This is a genomic window from Kosakonia sacchari SP1 (assembly GCF_000300455.3).
GTDB classification, from domain to species: Bacteria; Pseudomonadota; Gammaproteobacteria; order Enterobacterales; family Enterobacteriaceae; genus Kosakonia; species Kosakonia sacchari.
The window spans coordinates 1,678,242-1,696,942 of sequence record NZ_CP007215.2 but is presented as its reverse complement, the minus strand read 5'-3'; the positions used below and the strand labels follow the sequence as shown (position 1 = coordinate 1,696,942).

Here is an 18,701-nt window from a genome sequence, read left to right as displayed (position 1 = left end):
TCACAAAGAAGGGCACCCCGAGTCATTTAAAAATCAATACGTTGCGGTTAACCGTTTAGTCACCGCCACTCAGGATAATGCGCGCGCCGGGTGTTGTAAACCGGCCTTCCGGCAAAAGCGCCGCGCGCGGTCCCCCTGCAAAGTAAGGCGGACGGGCAACTATTTGAATTCATAACGAACACCCAACGTCGCTTGCGTACTGCTGTAGCTTTTGCCACCGAATTGGTGGCCGACATTGCCCCACAGACTCAGTTGCGGGTTCAACCTGCCGGAAATGCCGATTTTCACTTCGCCGACATTCTCCGCGCCCGCCTGGCTGATGGTTTCACCATCCATACGCGTGGCGAAACGCTGTGTGTTGTGGATCCAGTTGGCTTCGATAAACGGCTGTAACGTGCGCCCGTGTTGATTATTCTCATTGCCGTAGCTGTTCAACCAACTGCGGATCCCGAGCCGCGTTTGTAGCGCGTTACTCCCGTGGCCGCTGACGCGCGTGCCGTTTGCTTCGCGGTGATCTTCGGCTTTTACCCCCATCCAGATAGCCTGCGCCTGCGGCTGGATGTGCCAGATTGTCCGCGAACCGTTGCTGGCGGAAAACTCCGCGGCTTTCCAGTTCCAGGCGGTTTCAACGGAGGCACTGACACCTTTGGCGTGATACGTCTCGGCAGAGAGTTCCTCACCGCTGACTGAATTCGTGAACCAGCTGTATTGCACCCAAGTGCCGACATACAGCCCGGTTTTATCCACATCATCGGCGTACCATGCGCCGTATGCGCCTGCCGTGTAGCCGTTTACCCGACCGTCAGCATCGTAACCGCTGATGTCCGAGTGCGTGTTGCTGCGGTTGTTTCCGTACCCGGCCATGACGCCCGCGCGCCCGCGCCCCTGGCGGTCGTCGCGCCAGTGCACCAGGTCGCCGCCCAGCATCACTACGTACTGAGTCGACGCGGTTTTCAATTGTCCGCTGCCGTCGCGCGAGCGATTACGCGTTCCCGCCTGATGCATCCACATGCCGCTTTCTGCGGTATCGTCCTGCGGTGCGTTATCGGCCTGGTTTTCGCCAGCGCTCTCCTGCAAACGGAAGGCAAACATGCGGTTGGCTGCCGCCAGATTTTCCGTATAGCTTCCCCCTTCCGGGCGGTTAACCGGCGTTGTGGATTGCGGTGGTTCCGGTTGGGATGGCGTCGGGTCAGGATCAGGCTGCTCAGACGGCGGCTGCCCGGGTTCAGTCGGCGGCTGCTCCGGCTCGCCCGGGGGATCTTCCGGGTCGGTCGGCGGGTCTTCCGGGTCAGGCGGAACGTCTTCTGGCATCTGATTGCTTAAATACCAGTGCGCATGATCCTGCCCGTTGCCGCGCGTCAGCATATATTCATACGCGCCCGCGACAATTCGCCCCTGCTGAGTGAATCGCCCGGCGGAGTGACCGTTTACCTGGATGAGCCGAATCCCATTTAACGTAGGTAATCCAGTGCCGCCAACATTGTTAACGCTGACCTTCGTCGTACCGCTGGTATCGCCTTCCACGCGCAGCGTTTCCGTTGCGGCGCTGTCATCCGCCAGAACGGTGTTGAAATTAATCACACCGTTGCTGCCCTGGTAATCGCCTTTCACTACCAGTTGATTACCCGGCGCTTTGCCGCTTGTTGCCGCACCTATCTGAACCGTGCCGCTGTTATTCAGGTTGCCGTTAATGGTAAGCACATCACCGACCGCGCGTGCAGCCTGGTTCGTCGTTCCGCTCCCGATAGACAGGGTACCGGCGTTAGTCACATCGCCTGCTACCGCGCCGTTGCCGATAAGTGCAGCGTCCTGATAGATATTGACGTGCGATGACTCCAGCGTGAACGGCTCTTCGGGAGAACCGAACTGCAAGCCCCCGGTTCTGATATTGGTCTCTCCTGTGTAGAGCGCGGCAGCCTGCGAGAGCGTGATGAGGCCAAAACCGCCTTTTTCCAGCCCCCCGGAGCCAGTCACGCTGTTTTGCACGGTCCAGTCACTGCCAGTCACTAGCCGAAGCGTTCCGTCATTGATTATCGATGCGAAAGTCAGTTGGTCGCCCGTATTAACCGTAAGCTGGCTGCCATCATGAATCTCAACCGTACCGCCAAAATGGGAGTTGTCAGCGGTAAACTGGATATTACTGTCGTTCAGAACAACAATTCCGTTATTGGAGAGCGGGTTTTCAAACCGACCGGAGGTGCTGTTAAATTTGAGAAAACCGCTGGTGTCGATGCCCGCCGTCCCCAGCCCCTGCGTGTTATCGAGGGTAACTGATGCCCCCGAGTCTATGGTGATATCCGCACTGAGCGCGGTATTGTCACCGTGGATAGTCATCTGTCCACTGGTGAAATTCAACGCACCGCTGCCGGTGAGCGCACCAGCGATATCGCCGCCTTTGGTCACCGTCAGAGTGCCGCCGGCAAGATCAATCCGCGATCCCTGCTCGCTCTCCACCGCGCCCAGCGTTTGCTGATAGCCATGAATGTCCAGCACTGTTGCAGAGGCCATGTCGACCAACGAGGTGTTGCCCAGGGTGTGATCGTTAGCTAACTGCAACTCACCTGCCACAATCCGCGTCGTGCCGGTATAGTTGTTATCCCGATTGGAGAGTGAAACTGCGGTGTCGGTATTAATTTGTAAATCACCACTTCCGCTGACTTTCGCGCTCAGATCGGCGGCGTTACCGCTGTTGCCTTCGGCGTTCAATGTCAGGGCGTCATTGCCTTGCCCCAGCAGTTCAAGTTCCGTCAGCCCGTAATTAATGTACATACCATCCGCGCTGTTACCGCTGGTAAGACGATAGTCGTAGTGCCCTTTCGCCACGGTCTGACCATTTTGCGTAACGTCGTGCTCCGTTTCTGCGGAAACCGCCAGGCCATTTTCATCGACGAGCAGCAAATTACCACCAGCGCCGGTTACGGCTTGCTGGCTTTCCACCAACTGACGTACAACGTCTGCCTCGTCCTGTTGCATGAGCGGGTTACTGGTATCAGGCGGCGCATGTTGCAAGCTGCTGCTGTTGCTGATCTGAATGGTGCCCCGCCCGGACACATCCACATTTCCCGGCGCCTCAACCAAAGGCAGAGAGCCGACATCGCCAAATACCATGGTGCCGCCGTTGAAAGCCAGGCCGCCAATCGACTGGGTGCCTGTGCCAACGGTGGTGTTGCCGTTTTCAACATGCAGTATGGCCTGGGTGAGCGCGGCGGTATTGACCCCACCCAGCAGAAAATCATTATTCCTGAGATAGACATCGCCGGAAAAATCACGCCCGACATTAGCGGTAAAATTAAATGAGTTATGGTTATTATCGGCGATAAAGTCGCCCGTACCGGTCAGGTGATTATTAAATTCGAAAGCAGCGTCGGTTTGCGCAGTAAATTCCCCGTTCGCAGCAATATTCATCGTCCCCGAACCAAAGGCATTGTCACTGAATAATAAATCCCTGCTGGCTGCTGCTTTTCCGGTGATATTCCACGTTCCGGCATACGTGTTTTTATTAATAAAAATGATCACATCGCCTGACACCGTCGTCATGCCCGTGCCGATCATTTTATTAGTGAAGGCATAGTGATCCATCCCGGCAATTTCCAGACCCTTCGTCGCGTCATTAGCATCAGTATTAATTGTTATCGTATTTGATCCCAGCGCTTTCGTATGGTTAATCGTGACCAAACCGCCGCTAATTAGCGTATCACCGCTATAATCAGACTCCAGACCCAGCGTAGTATGGCCAGACTGATATTCGACACTGCCCTCACCCAATATTTGCATATTAAAAACATAGCCATCATCATTCGATTGCGTTGAGTATGAGTTATTAAAGATAACTTTATTATCGCCCATCCCACTCATAACAATGCGACTTGCATCAATATGATTTCTCTCATTAGTTAACACATTACCAATGTAAAGGGTGTTATTTGCGCCAGATACACTGTTAAGTGCAATGTTATTTTCCACATCCACCCAGGCGTTATTACCGAGTACCGTTTTCATGTTATTCCCGGCAACCGAGGCATTGAGATTGATATTCCCATCAATAACCACGTGGTGTGCGGAAGAACCGCCATGTATTTGCAACGCCGTATCGCCAGCATGCATGCCATTAAGGTTCATGTCGCCTTTAACATGCACGTCCGCATTGCGAATTAGCGCATTATTCGCAGTCGCATTGATATCATAAAGGGTTCTCTCATTAGAGAGTGTAAAATCACCGCCAACATTGACGATTGCGCCATCGGCAATATGCACCCCCATGACACTGTCTGCGAGATTGGCGGTGAGATTATCGCCCACATTGAGAATCGCGGAACCGCTGACCGATAACCCGCCACTCGCCGCGCCACCACTGGGCAGAATTGACATATCATGCGCCACCGTGGTCGTGCCGCCGGTCTGGAGGTACTGGCTTGTTTCAGACTGCAGGTTGATGCTGTTCGCCACGATTACCGACTGCGCATCATCAATATTAATAGACGTTGACGTGCCAGCACCGGTGCTGGTTACAAGGTTGCCAAACGAGAGTGTGCCGCCATAACCGTTTGTCAATGCGGGGGCATCACCGATTTGCGCCCCGCCGAACTGAATGTGCGACTGCCCCTTCAAAAGCAGATCGCCCGCGCCATTAAGCGAACCGCCATGTAACCATAAATAAGCACTGTCCATCTCTACTGCATACGGACCTGAGCCATTAGTAATATTGACGGTACCGGCTCCAGCGGTAATTTCCAGGACACTATTCGGATCGAACTTAAGGCCATCGGTAATATCGTTAACCGGCTTATCGTAAAGCGTATTTTGCGTAATATTTACGGCCATAACACCCGGAATGCCCGTAAAAAACAACAACACTGGAAAGGTAAGTCTTACTGCGCAGGAAAGGCGCGTAAGCGTGGTTTTCATATTCGGCACGCTATTTAAACCGGATGAGGGGTAGCGCGTCATATCCAGTTTAGAGGGTGCAGCGAATTGCCGTCCTAACTTCCCTGAATTAGGTTTAACAATCCTTTCCATAGAGAACTCCCTTATATTTAAAATAAGCGTTCCTGTAATTTATTTCGGTAAAATACGGGCAACACCCACACCTAATGCAGACGCACCACTACACCAACTGAACAATTCGTGACAACCACGGAAGATAAATTAATGGAACAGATAAAACAAAACGCTATTACACAGAAAATAACGCACCGAACTTAAAATATTAAATATATCCAGCTTACTGTTACCGCTAAGATCACAAGGTATTTTTCGATTAAGTAAACGCTTAATTACATTTACCCGAAAACGTCGGCGTTAACCCTCGTGCACAAGTTATCTTAACAGCAAACTGCTGGACAGTTACCAGGCAAGACCATTTTTTACTCGTCGTTTATTTCGCTCAATGAAGTGAGAAATATTAACAAGTTGTCTGTTATTTTTGTGTTAATTAATAAAATTAAAAATCCGAAAATAAATGCAGACTCAGCGCAAGGCCAAAATGATATACATGGATAAAACGCGGAATAATGGATTGGAAAGTGAACCGGCGCGGTGATGTCACCCGGCACTGATGCCGGATGACAGGTGACATTAACGCGCGATCATTTCCACAATTTGTGCGCAATGGCTTGCAGCTGCTGGGCGATCTCTTGCAGGTTGGTGTCCTGCGCCTGCAGAGCCCCTGTTGAGTGGCGCACAATAAGCCGTGCGGGCAGTACCGAAGAGCTGCGAGTGGCATCGCCGTGACCGCTGTCGAGTAGCCGCCGAACCGCTTCCTTACCCTGTAAATCGAGATCCAGCGAGACGGTGGTCAGCGCCGGATAAAAGAACGAGCTTTCGTAGGTGTCATCATAACCGATGACCGATTTCTCACCGGGGATCGCCACCTGGTGCTGATGAAACGCGCTTAATACGCCCAGCGCCATCTGGTCGTTACCTACCAACACGGCGGTAAAGTTTGGCGTTTCGCGCAGCATCTGTAGCGCACCAGCGTAACCACTCTGCGCGTCCCAGTTACCGTGAAAAACCATCACCGGTTTCAGGCCATAGCCGTTTAGGGTTTCGATCCAGCTTTTCAGGCGCAGCTTCGCGGAGACAGAACTTTCCGGCCCGGCCAGTAAAGCAATCTCCCGGTGTCCCAAATCGTACAGGTGTTTGACGCTGGCACGGGTACCGTCCGCCGGGTTAAACGAAACGTTAAACACCGAACTGTAAGGGTCAACATCGAGAAACAGGCAGACAATATCATCGTTGTCAGACGCGATGCGCTGCGCCTGTTCGGTCTCCAGCGGCACGTTGATAATCACTTTATCGACAAGCTGTGATTTCAGTTCGTTGATCGCAGACTGAATATCATGATTGACGTTCTCATCAATCATTGAGATCAGCACCTGGTAACCATCAAGGTTGGCATAGCGTTTTACCGCCGCCGCTACCTGCGATGGCGCATGCAATGCCAGCGAAGTGGTCACCAGTCCAATAGTCTGGCTCTGCTTACCGACCAGTTGTTGGGCCAGCCTGTTGGGTACGTAGCGCAATAACTCTATGGATTTCTCAACCTTGAGACGCGTGGCTTCGGATACATTGGCAGATTTGTTGAGTACCCTGGACACGGTCTGATAGGAGACACCCGCATGGCGGGCAACGTCTTCTAACGTCGCACTTTTAGACTTCATGGTCCGGTTCCTTATGTTGTTATGCGCCGATTGTAACAGGGGCCATCTAAAAAAACGCTCACCACACTTTTCCTCGCCTCTTTTTTGCCAAATAAGTATCACGCTCACAATAGCGAACATTGTGAAGGAATTCGCTACCTGTAACAAAAAACGCTGATTTATTTGCACTTAATCACACATTCGCAATCGTTAGTTTGCCTGTTTTTACATTTAGGCATTTTATGACAGCGTTTATGTGAACGTAATACAAAACAATAAGAGGAATGATATGAACACTACGCTACGCACTCTCACACTTGCGTTAGCCGCTGCGCTGACTTCACCATCCATCCTGGCCGCCTCATCTGTGCCTATCGACTTTCACGGTTACCTGCGCGGTGGCGTAGGCGTGTCGGGCGATGGCGGACAGGTGGAGTGGCAGAAAAACAAGATCGGCCGCCTCGGTAACGAATCCGATACCTACGGGGAAGTGGAACTGGGCTCGGAAGTGTATAAAAAAGACGAAGTGAGCTTTTACCTCGACACCATGGTCAGCATGGTTTCCGACGGCTCCAACGACAACGAAACCACCATTGGCGATGACGCTCAATTTGGTTTGCGCCAGTTAAACCTGCAAATCAAAGGGCTTATCCCTAACGATCCCAACGCGGTGATCTGGGGTGGTAAACGTTACTACCAGCGCCACGATCTGCACATTATCGATACTAAATACTGGAACATTTCCGGCTCCGGCGCAGGTGTTGAAAACTACACCTTAGGCCCGGGCGCAGTGTCTGTTGCGTGGATCCGTGGCGACGCCAACGATGTCGATTACCGCGTGGATAACGATAACGACGTCAACATCAACTATATCGACCTGCGTTACGCGGGCTGGAAACCGTGGTCAGGCGCGTGGACCGAGTTCGGCATCGACTACGCCATGCCAAACCCGACCAAAAAACAGAAACAGTATGGTGGCCTGTATGAAGCCGATGATGGCGTCATGGTGACCGGTGAAATCAGCCAGGATATGTTTGGCGGCTACAACAAGCTGGTGCTGCAATACGCCAACAAAGGGCTGGCGCAGAACATGGTGTCGCAGGGCGGCGGTTGGTACGACATGTGGCACTACGTTAATGACGCCAGCGGCTATCGTGTGATTAACACCGGTCTTATTCCGATTACCGATAAGTTCTCGCTGAACCACGTGCTGACATACGGTTCAGCCAACGACATTACCGAATACACCGACAAAACACGTCTGGTTTCGCTGGTTGGCCGCGCTCAGTATCAGCTCACCAATTATGTGCGCCTGATTGGTGAAGTCGGCGGCTTCTACCAGAAAGATGATTATAAAAACGGCACTCACTACAAACAGAGCGGCGAGAAATATACTTTTGCCGTCGGTCTGGCGGACGGCCCGGAATTTATGTCGCGTCCGGAGTTACGCCTTTTCGCTTCTTATTTAAATGATTCTGAAGACGGGAAATCATTTGAAGATGGCACAAAAAATAACACCTGGAATTTCGGTGTTCAGGTTGAAGCCTGGTGGTAATAAACTTTACCCTCCACGTTATCTGTTTGTTGGCTGTATTTGTTTACTGTGGCGCTTTATTTCAAAACGTCAATACCGGGAAACTATGTTGTCGCAAAAAGATAATGCACCACGTTGTATGTATTAACGAGTAACATCATTATTTACTTTATCTCCGCAAACTGAGCAAAGTTGCCACTGTTTTATTTCGGGATACCCATGCAGGTATCCCTTTTTTTATTTATTAGCGAGATGAGAAATGTTCATCAAGTAATTTACGCAGCGCATCGGATTGTTTACCGAAAATAGCATGGACTTCTTGGCCAAGAATAATTACACCCAACGCCCCTTCATTTTGCAGTGCCTGAGAATCGACAACAGCCAGATCGTTTACCGTCACGCGTAAACGGGTTAAGCAGGCATCCACATGCGTAATATTCGGCGCGCCGCCAAAGGCTTGCGCCAGCCGCTGGATTTTCTGTAACTCCCCTTCGCTAATGGGCGTTGCAGTCGCGCTTTTCGATTCAGAGAAGTAATGCAGGAAGGATTTAAGGCTCACCATAATAGTCTCCTGATAATCAGCAGATAAAAAAACGCCTGCCCGAATGGGCAGGCGCGGAAGGTTCACTTACGCTTTACGGCTTACAACCCGGCAATCCCAGGGAGCGAGCGACATCGCGCCGCTGACCGACGAACCAGATAAACAATCCTGATAGCCGCCAGGCAGCGTTATCGCCTGCTGTTGGGCGCTAAAGTTCTGGATAAAGACAAAGGTGCTTTCGCCATCGGTACGCGCTGTGGCAACGAGGCCTGGCGGCAAATCGTGTTGCAACGCGCGCGGCAGCGCCAGCTCATCAATAATGTTGGCGAAGAAATCACGCTGGAAGGCGAGATCGTTGCGTGAGGCAACGTGCCAGGCCTTACCTTTACCGACATGATTGACCGTCACGGCGGGTCGACCGACGTAGAAATCATCCCGGTAAGTTGCCAGCGCCTGCGCACTCTCGGTGTGGATCAACTCACACAGATGGCGCACCTGATACGGCCCCTGTAACCCGGCTTCATTCCCCGCCAGTCCCTGTACCAGATTGCGCTCGTTATCGTCCAGGCAATCAATCTCTTCTGCCCAGATGCCAAGCAATTTGCGCAGCGGACCAGGGAAACCGCCGAGATAACAGAGATCGCTCTCATTGACCACGCCGGTCCAGTAGGAGGTCACCAGATGACCGCCCGCCGCGACAAACGCCTCTGCGCGTTCGGCAAAACCGTCGCGCACCATATACAGCATCGGCGCAATCACCAGTTGATAACGGCTGAGATCGGCATCGGCATTGATCACATCCACGGCAATGCCTTTTTCCCAGAACGGTCGATAGTGCTCGTTAATCGTTTTTTCATACTCCAGCCCTTTATTACGCGGCCCTTCGGCGTCATCCAGCGCCCAGCGGTTCTGCTGATCGAAGATGATCGCCACACGGGCATCGGTACGGCATCCCATTACCGGGGTGAGTTTGCTGAGCATGTCGCCCAGCGCGCAGACTTCACGACCCACGCGCGTATCCAGATGCCCGACGTGATCGATAACCGCGCCATGGAACTTCTCGACCGAACCACGGCTTTTACGCCACTGGAAGTACTGCACCGAATCGGCACCGTGCGCCACCGCCTGCAGCGAGGAGAGAATGTGCATTCCCGGCTTTTTCAGCTTGCTGGTCGGCTGCCAGTTGGTGACGCTCGGTGTGGATTCCATCAGCACAAAGGGTTTGCCGCCTTTCAGCGTGCGCATCATGTCGTGATACATGGCGGTGTAGCAGGCCAGCGCCGTTTCGTCTTTATCCCGGTGCCACATTGGGTAGCTATCCCAGGAGATAAAATCAATTGCTTCAGCCAGTTGCCAGTAGTCGTAATCGTAGAAATACTCCATAAAATTGGTGGTCACCGGCAGTTGTGCGTTAGCGGCTTTCAGCGGGGCCACTTCATGGCGGCAAAAATCGGTGACCTGCGCGGTGTTAAAACGCCGCCAGTCGAGGTTCAGCCCGTGAATGGAGACTTCCCCCTGCGGTGCCGGTGACTGGATCTGCGACCAGTCACTGTAGGTGTGGCTCCAGAAATCGCTCCACCAGGCGTGATTGAGGTTTTCCAGCGTCTGATAACGTGCTTTCAGCCAGCCGCGGAATTTCTCCTGACATAGCGCGCAGTGGCATTCGCCGCCATATTCATTCGAAATATGCCAGCCCAGTACCGCGGGATGGTTTGCGTAACGCTCTGCCAGCAGCGTATTGATTTTCAGCGTTTTTTCCCGGTACACCGGCGACGTCATGCAGTGGTTATGCCGCCCGCCGTGCAGCGCCGGAACGCGATCGCGCCCGACCCGCAGCACCTCCGGGTATTTTTGTGACATCCAGGCCGGACGCGCACCGCTTGGCGTTGCCAGAAATATATGGATACCGGCGGCATATAATTTATCGATAACCTCATCCAGCCAGGCGAAATTAAATACCCCTTCCTGCGGTTCGAGTTTCGACCAACTGAATATTCCGACAGACATGACATTGCATTTTGCCTGCTGCATCATGGCAATGTCGTTACCAATAATATCGGGATAGTTTTCCCACTGTTCCGGGTTATAGTCCGCGCCATGCAATAGCGAGACGACCTTCGGGCTTAAAGGCGCAAATTTATTCATAATGAATTCCTGAAATTTACCACACCAAAATTAATTAAAGACTTTTACCGATGGCAGCACTTTCCCCTGGCAATCAAATAACGCCTGGTTTTCGCGGGCATTTCCTTCTTTCCACTGGTCGTTGATATATTTCATACCCGCTTGCGTGGCCCAGGTATTTCCGGGAACGGCAATCCAGGTTGGCTCCCAATAAAAAATACCTTTGCCGCGATGGCCCTGAACATTGATGACCGACTGCATTAAATCGTGGATATAGTCATATTGCCCCTGCACAGTGCCGGGGTAGCCGCCATCTTTCTCCTCTTTCGCCTGGAAGCTGTTTTCCGCGTTATCACAGTTCGCCAGCGTGTAGGCATAAGCCGCTTCCACCACAATCACATCTTTGTTGTAGCGCTTACTGATGTCGTCCATATTGGCCTGTAACGCGCTGATTGGCCCGTTCCAGTAGGTGTACATCGAGAGGCCAATGACATCGAACGGCACATTGCGTTTGGTGATTTCATCAAACCACCAGCGGAAGGTATCGTTCTTGGTGCCCTCTGCCAGATGCAGCATGATTTTTACCTGCTCGCCGTTCTTCAGGTTCTCTTTCAGGCCGTCGATAGCAGAATTCAGCAAGCCCGCCAGCCGATCAAATTCGCCGCCGCCCTGCCCCCAGCTTTTGCCTTCCGGCCATAACATACCGCCGTTGATCTCATTGCCGATTTGCACCATATCCGGCAGCACGCCCTCCTGCTTAAAGCGGGCGATGGTGTCGCGGGTGTAGTCATGGATTGCCGTTTTCAGTTGCGGATAATCCATCTTTTCCCAGGCTTTTGGTTTGTACTGTTTGCCCGGATCGGTCCAGAAATCGCTGTAGTGGAAATCGAGCAGTAGTTTCATGCCCTGCGCTTTCGCCCGTTTCGCCAGCGCCAGCGTGCTGGCTAAATCATTGTTACCGCCGCCGTAGACCTGGCCTTGCGCATCTTTCGGGTCTACCCACAAACGCAAACGCACATAGTTGACGCCGTTGGCCTTCAGAATGGCGATCGCATCCTGCGGCTGGTTATTTTCGTTATAAAACTTCGCCCCGTGTTTCTCGGCGTCGAGCAGTGTTGAAATATCTGCGCCTTTGATGAAATCGGCGGGCATACCGCTAAAAGGGCGCGTCTTTAACGCGTCGGCGGCAAAGGTGCTGGCGGACAAACTACCAAGACAGACAGCAAGCAGAGCGGGTGCAAATCTTTTCATGTGGTTATCCTTTGGTGCTGCCGGAGGTCAGGCCGGAGACGAAGTATTTTTGCAGTGCCAGATAAAGAATCGCCACCGGAACGGCGATCAACACCGCGCCCGCCGCGTAGGTGGTGTAACTGGCGCCCATTTTTTGCGCTACCAGGTTGTAAAGCCCAATCGGCAGCGTGTATTTGTCCGGGGTGCGCAAAATGGTGCTGGAGAGAATGAAATCCCCCAGCGGCCCGGTGAAAGAGAACAGTGCCACCACAGCGACAATCGGTTTCGACAGCGGCATGATGATCTCAATAAAAATGCGGAAGTTACTCGCGCCGTCCATGCGTGCGGACTCATCCAGATCACGCGGAATGGCATCAAGATAGCCTTTCATCAGATAAGTGTTCATCGGGATCATCCCGGCGACATAAATCAGTACCAGCGCCATATGGCTGTTGATTAAGCCCAACAGTTGCGACAGCACGAAAATGGCGATCAGCGCCGAAAACTGCGGGATCATCTGCAACAGCAAAAACAGCATCAACCCGTTCTGCCGCCCTTTAAACCGAAAGCGGGAAAAGGCATAGGCGGTGAAACTGACGCTGATTAAGGTCAGCACCATGGTCAGCAGGCTGATCTTCATTGAGTTCCAGTACCAGGTCAGATAGTTGACCTGGCCGTTGAACAGATCGGCATAGTGCTGAAACGAGAGGTTTTCCGGGATTATCGAGGTGCTGAGCAGGCTGTTACCGGCGTTCAGCGACGCACCAACCGTCCATACCAATGGGTAGATGATAATCAGCGATACCAGCCCGATAACCAGCCAGGAGAGCGTCAGGCGGATCCACTTCTCGCGGCGGATACTTTGTGATTGAGCCATTTTTCTTCCCTTATGCCATATCGTCGTTTTTAAAGGATTTGGTCGCGCGGAACTGCCACAGCGCCAGGCCGACGACAAAAATCGACAGCAAAATGGTGATGGTCGCCGCAATCGCGTACTGCGAGGAGGACATCGTCAGTTTGTAAATCCACGACACCAGAATATCCGTCCCACCCGCGTTCGCCCCCGCCACCGCCGGGCCGCCATTGTTAAACAGATAGATGATATTGAAGTTGTTAAAGTTGAAGGTGTATTGGGTGATGATGATCGGCGCAATCGAGTACAGCACCAGCGGCAGCGTAATGGTGCGCAGCCGCGTCCAGGTGCCCGCGCCATCCATTTTCGCCGCTTCGTATAAATCGTCAGGAATAGCCTGCAACACGCCGGTGGTCATGGCGAAAACAAACGGGAAACCGAGCCAGGTTTGCATCATGATCAGCGCCGTTTTCGTCCAGAACGGATCCGTCAGCCACGCTTTCGGCGCAATGCCGAAGAACGCGAGAATGGCATTATTAATCACGCCGAACGAATCGTTAAACATCCCGGCGAACACCAAAATGGTGACAAACCCCGGCACCGCCCATGGCAGGATAAAAATGGTGCGTACCAGCGGCTTAAAGCGCAGATCTTTCTGGTTCACCAGAATCGCCAGCAGCACGCCGACGGAGCACTGCAATGTGGTTGCCAGCAACGTCCAGACCACCGTCCATTGCAGCACATCAAAGAAGGTTGAACGCCAGATCGACAAGGTGAAGATGTTGACGAAGTTCTTTAACCCCACCCAGTCCACCAGTTTGGCTGGCGGCGTGTGGTAAAGATTGTAATTAGTGAAAGCAATAGCAAAGCCAAAGAGGATCGGGAAAATCACCACGAACACCAGCAGAATAAAGCCTGGCGTGATCATCAGATACGGGAAACCGTCGCTGAGCAACATCTGGTACTGTTTGCGCACGCTGTTGAGCGGTTTTCCTGCGTCGCGTTTTTTACCGTTTACCCACGCATCGCGCAGCGAGAGGTAATAGACCATCACGCCAAAGGCGATGATCAGTACGCTGATAATCCCTTCCGCCAGCAAGAAAATGGAGTTATCACGCGGGACCTCTTCGCCAAGCGTATATAACCCCCACAATCCTTCACGCAGAAAATCGTAAAAAATGCCCATAAAGCTGCTAAGCAGCACCAGGAAGATAAGGCCCTTGAACCACTGGCGGTGATAAAACTGACCAAAACCCGGCACAACGGCCAGCAGCAGCCCGCACCACGCATGCCGCCCTGCGCCACGCGTTTTGGCAAAATTTTCGCTGGGACTGATAATCACGTACGACTCCTTTTCAACAACGGGAGGTGCCCCTCCCGTTTCGCAACAACACGCGGTTACTGGTTACTGGCCTGCATCGCTTCAACTTGCATATGGATCTGTTTGGTGGCCGCATCGAGCGCCGCCTGCGGTTCCTGTTTGCCGGTCAGGCTCAGCTCCAGCGCGGCGTTCGCCGGGCCCCACACTTCGCCCATCTCCGGAATGCCCGGCATTGCCGTCGCGCGCGCCGCCTGTACCGCCACAGCGCTGGCTTTTTCGTCGTTTTTGATAACCGGATCGTCAATCATCGCTTTCTGCGCCGGGATTTCACGCGTGGCGATATAGCGCGTTTTCACGTACTGCGGCTGGTTGATAAATTCGATGAATTGCTGGGCGAGCTTTTTGTCTTTGCTCCAGGTTGAAACGACATAGCCTTTCACGCCGAGGAACGAGCTCATCGGCTTGCCGTCCGGCAGATTCGGCAGCGGCGCGACGCCGTAATTGATGCCCGCCGCTTCATACGGCTGGAATGCCCACGGGCCGTTGATCACCGCTGCGGCTTTTTTCTCGGTAAACAGCGAATCGATGGCGTTCAGGCCGTTATCGCCGAGGATGCCGGAAGGGAACACACCTTCGGCGTAGAATTTTTTCAGGAAAGTAACAGCTTCCACCGCGCCCGGTTTATTGAGGCCAATATCCTGCGGGTTGAAGCCGCCTTTATCATTTTTACCAAACAGGTAGCCACCTTCCGGCCCGATGGCACCCCAGCTGTAATAAATCTGGTCAAACTTGGCCAGCAGCCCGTATTTGTCCTGCGCACGCTGTTTTTTCGAATAGTCGAGCCACTCCGGCAGGCTTTGCAGCGGCTTATCAATCAGTTCCTTGTTATAGATAAGCACGAGGGTTTCCACCGCTTTCGGCACACCATACAGAGTGTTATCCAGACGAAAGGCGTTGATTGACGCAGGCGTAAAGGCGTCAACTTTTTCTTTATCCAGATTCAGGGGGGTCAGCAGCCCTTGCACCACCGCGCCACCCAGCTGATCATTGGGAATGACCAGCACATCCGGGCCAATTCCGGCTGGCCCATCAAGGCGTAATTTTTCCAGTTGCTGCGCGTAAGGCATCTCCTGCACGTTAACTTTGACGTCGTACTTTTGTTCGAAATCTTTTACGGCGTCCTGAATGCCGACTGACTTTTTGATGTCTTCCCAGACATTAAGCTGCTGGGTGGCAGCGTGCGCCGACAGGCTAACCGTCTGGCCAACGGCAAGTGCAGAGAGGATCAGTGCAGTAAGTGTGTTCTTTTTCATTATCAACCTCATGTCAAGGTATAACAATTTTGTGGTTTTTATGACGCAACATCAGAGTACCCTTTAAACAAACCACCTGATATTGCAGGGTTTAAGACGCATTCATCCGCCTTATTGAATTTGTTATACGCTACGCTTTACCAATTAATAAAACGAGCATAAACGGTGAGTTATGTGACCGGCATTACAGAAATGAAAATTCGATATAGGGCTCAAAAACACTGGAAGTTATAGTCATAGCAAGATTTTTCGCCGTTACGCAGCGATGCCATATAATTGTTATACGTAATACAAAAACACTCAGCACACGGCATAAACGGTAAATAACGGCTACTACATTCGGGGAACGTTGATGTCAAATATACGATTGAGGAATGTCACCAAACGGTTTGGCGACACGGTGACGCTGAACAATGTCAATTTGTCGATTGATGATGGCGAATTCGCGGTATTTGTCGGCCCTTCCGGCTGCGGCAAATCAACCATGTTGCGCATGATTGCCGGTCTGGAAGAGGTTAGCGAAGGCGAAGTATTGATTGGCGACGAAGTGATGAATGATGTCGCGCCAGCGCATCGCGGCGTGTCGATGGTGTTCCAGTCTTACGCGCTCTACCCGCATATGACCGTGGCGGAAAACATGGGCTACGGGCTGAAAGTGAACAAAGTGCCGAAAGAGGAGATCCGCCGCCAGGTGGAGATGGTGGCGAAAACCCTGCAACTGAGCCACCTGCTGGACCGAAAACCGAAACAGCTCTCCGGCGGCCAGCGCCAGCGCGTCGCCATTGGCCGCGCGATTGTGCGTAACCCGCGCGTATTTATGTTCGACGAACCTCTCTCAAACCTCGATGCCGAATTACGCGTCGAGATGCGCCTGCACATTGCGCGCCTGCACCAGGAGCTGAAAACCACCATGGTGTATGTCACCCACGATCAGGTGGAGGCAATGACTCTGGCGGATAAAATCGTGGTGATGAACTACGGCAATGTCGAGCAGATGGGCTCGCCGATGTCGCTCTACTACAACCCGAAAAACAAGTTTGTCGCCGGGTTTATCGGCTCGCCGAAGATGAACTTCCTGCCCGCCACGGTTAAAGCCTGGCAACCCGGCGAAGTGACCCTCACGCTGGCGCAGGGGCATCAATTAACGCTCGGTATCGACACCTCGCGGCTGGAACCCGGCGCTTCGATCACGCTCGGCATTCGCCCGGAACATCTCTCTACTGATGTTACGCGCGGCACGCCGCTGGAATTTCAGTGTGAAGTGGTGGAACGCCTGGGGAATAACACCTATCTGTTCGGACAATGTTACGGCCATGACAACATAAAAATTCTGCTGCCGGGGGATGTCCATTTCCGTCCGTGGCAGAAAATTACCCTCGCCTTCGATAGCCGTCACTGCATGATTTTCGACGATCAGGATTTGCGCGTCAGCGCCGATATTCCGGTGCCAAACCCGGACGCCCCGGACGGCCAGATCAATTGATTTTCACTCATCGAGGATAAGTGCTGCTCCGTTTTGCGTGTTTTTCATCAGATAAGCTTTGACTACCCTTATCTGCATCGACACTAAAAACGCATTAACGGAGCCATGATGAAAGCTATCGCTATTACCCGCGCCGCGCAGAACGGCAGCAATCTGGATTTTCTTACCGACATTGAACTGCCACAACCGACCGCCAGCGGCCACGACTTGCTGGTTGAAGTAAAAGCCGTTTCCGTCAACCCGGTGGATACCAAAGTACGTGCCGGTTTCAACGCCGATGCGCCGCGCGTACTGGGCTGGGATGCCGTTGGCGTGGTGACTGCCGTGGGAGACGCGGTGACGTTGTTCCAGCCGGGCGATGAAGTGTGGTACGCCGGCGCATTGACCCGCCCCGGCAGCAACAGCGAATTCCAGTTGGTGGACGAACGCATCGCGGCGCGCAAACCGAAAACGCTGGATAACGCTTCCGCCGCCGCACTGCCCTTAACCGCTATTACCGCCTGGGAGTTGTTATTCGACCGTCTAGGCATCAAAGAGGACGGCTGCGAAAACGATGTGCTGCTGATTGTTGGCGCGGCGGGCGGCGTAGGCTCGATCATGACGCAGCTGGCGCGTAAGTTAACCCGCTTAACGGTGATTGGTACGGCATCCCGCCCCGCCAGCCAGCAGTGGGTAAAAGAACTGGGCGCGCACTATGTGATTGACCACAGTAAACCGCTGACCGAAGAACTGGCGCGCATTGGTATCAAACAGGTATCGCATGTCGCCAGCCTCAATAACACCGAAGAGCATTATCAGCAGCTGATTAACGCCCTGAAACCGCAGGGTAAACTGGCGCTGATTGACGATCCGCAAAGCCTGGATGCGCTGCCGCTGAAGGTGAAAAGCATTTCGCTGCACTGGGAGTTTATGTTTACCCGCTCAATGTTCACCACCGAGGATATGATTGCCCAGCACCAGTTGCTCTCCCGCGTGGCGCAGTTGATCGATGAAGGCGTGTTAAAAACCACGCTTGGTGAGCACTTTGGCACCATCAATGCCGCGAACCTGCGCAAAGCCCATGCGTTGCTGGAAAGCCAGCGGGCGGTGGGGAAAATCGTGCTGGAAGGGTTTGCTGGCTAATACTCGCCAGGATTATTCTCAAAGGTTACAAGCGGATAGCGAAAATCGCCGTCCGCTTTTCCTGCTCTGCCCTGGGTTTGCTTACACTTTTTACCAAAGCGTTATTTTTTGGTGGTTGCTCCGTTGTCCGTTAACGGCAATGATGGCGTGCTATTTATGCAACCGCGTGAAATGGATAAGAACAACCTGGAGAGAGTATGAGTAAAACAAAAATGATGCTTCTGGGCGCGCTGTTGGCAACCGCCACGACGGCCTTTGCCGCACCGCAAACCGCTACGCCAGGCGCTAGCGGGGCGCAATCTTACGAAATTAATGAGTTCGTCGCCGACTTTACGAAATTCACCATTGGCGACACCGTTCCGGAAATGTACCGCAGCGAAGAGTACAACATTAAACAGTGGCAACTGCGTAACCTGCCCGCCCCTGAAGCCGGTAGCCACTGGACCTACATGGGCGGCAACTATGTGCTTATTACTGATGCCGAAGGCAAAATCCTCAAAGCCTATAACGGCGACATCTTTTACCATCGCTAAACCAGGAGC

Annotated in this window: 12 protein-coding genes; 4 read left to right on the top strand and 8 right to left on the bottom strand. The window is 52.9% G+C overall.

The window, feature by feature from the left end; all coding sequences use genetic code 11:
* Window positions 1-159 precede the first annotated feature (159 nt).
* Both C813_RS31020 and C813_RS31015 read right to left on the bottom strand, forming a co-directional pair.
* Window positions 160-4,821: an autotransporter outer membrane beta-barrel domain-containing protein gene (locus C813_RS31020; RefSeq protein WP_040016612.1), complete on the bottom strand. Its 4,662-nt coding sequence runs from the start codon at window positions 4,819-4,821 to the stop codon at window positions 160-162.
* A 764-nt stretch (window positions 4,822-5,585) separates the two neighbouring features.
* Window positions 5,586-6,659, bottom strand: coding sequence for a LacI family DNA-binding transcriptional regulator (locus tag C813_RS31015; RefSeq protein ID WP_017459836.1), 1,074 nt, complete (start codon window positions 6,657-6,659; stop codon window positions 5,586-5,588).
* Between the two features lie 268 nt (window positions 6,660-6,927).
* Here C813_RS31015 and C813_RS31010 point away from each other — a divergent pair, with 268 nt between their 5' ends.
* Window positions 6,928-8,193: a maltoporin gene (locus tag C813_RS31010; protein ID WP_017459835.1), complete on the top strand. Its 1,266-nt coding sequence runs from the start codon at window positions 6,928-6,930 to the stop codon at window positions 8,191-8,193.
* A 223-nt stretch (window positions 8,194-8,416) separates the two neighbouring features.
* On the opposite strand, the gene C813_RS31005 is transcribed toward C813_RS31010, so the two are convergent.
* From C813_RS31005 to C813_RS30980, 6 genes are all read right to left on the bottom strand, one after another.
* Window positions 8,417-8,734, bottom strand: a complete 318-nt coding sequence (locus C813_RS31005; protein WP_017459834.1) for a glucose PTS transporter subunit EIIB — start codon at window positions 8,732-8,734, stop codon at window positions 8,417-8,419.
* Between the two features lie 66 nt (window positions 8,735-8,800).
* Window positions 8,801-10,858, bottom strand: coding sequence for a beta-galactosidase (locus C813_RS31000; protein ID WP_017459833.1), 2,058 nt, complete (start codon window positions 10,856-10,858; stop codon window positions 8,801-8,803).
* Window positions 10,859-10,888: 30 nt separating this feature from the next.
* Entirely contained in the window at window positions 10,889-12,088 is a 1,200-nt protein-coding gene (locus tag C813_RS30995; RefSeq protein WP_017459832.1) for a glycoside hydrolase family 53 protein, read from the bottom strand.
* 4 nt (window positions 12,089-12,092) lie between these two features.
* Window positions 12,093-12,944 carry a sugar ABC transporter permease gene (locus tag C813_RS30990; RefSeq protein WP_017459831.1) on the bottom strand — a complete coding sequence of 284 codons (852 nt, stop codon included), beginning with the start codon at window positions 12,942-12,944 and terminating at the stop codon, window positions 12,093-12,095.
* Between the two features lie 10 nt (window positions 12,945-12,954).
* Window positions 12,955-14,262, bottom strand: coding sequence for a carbohydrate ABC transporter permease (locus C813_RS30985; protein ID WP_017459830.1), 1,308 nt, complete (start codon window positions 14,260-14,262; stop codon window positions 12,955-12,957).
* Between the two features lie 56 nt (window positions 14,263-14,318).
* On the bottom strand, window positions 14,319-15,554 hold the full coding sequence (locus C813_RS30980) for an extracellular solute-binding protein (protein ID WP_017459829.1): 1,236 nt from the start codon (window positions 15,552-15,554) through the stop codon (window positions 14,319-14,321).
* 352 nt (window positions 15,555-15,906) lie between these two features.
* Here C813_RS30980 and C813_RS30975 point away from each other — a divergent pair, with 352 nt between their 5' ends.
* The 3 genes from C813_RS30975 to C813_RS30965 all read left to right on the top strand — a co-directional run bounded on the left by C813_RS30975 (window position 15,907) and on the right by C813_RS30965 (window position 18,692).
* Window positions 15,907-17,037 carry an ABC transporter ATP-binding protein gene (locus tag C813_RS30975; RefSeq protein WP_017459828.1) on the top strand — a complete coding sequence of 377 codons (1,131 nt, stop codon included), beginning with the start codon at window positions 15,907-15,909 and terminating at the stop codon, window positions 17,035-17,037.
* A 108-nt stretch (window positions 17,038-17,145) separates the two neighbouring features.
* Complete coding sequence (locus C813_RS30970; RefSeq protein WP_017459827.1) at window positions 17,146-18,159, top strand: zinc-binding alcohol dehydrogenase family protein; 1,014 nt, start codon at window positions 17,146-17,148, stop codon at window positions 18,157-18,159.
* Window positions 18,160-18,356: 197 nt separating this feature from the next.
* On the top strand, window positions 18,357-18,692 hold the full coding sequence (locus C813_RS30965) for an RcnB family protein (protein ID WP_017459826.1): 336 nt from the start codon (window positions 18,357-18,359) through the stop codon (window positions 18,690-18,692).
* Window positions 18,693-18,701 lie beyond the last annotated feature (9 nt).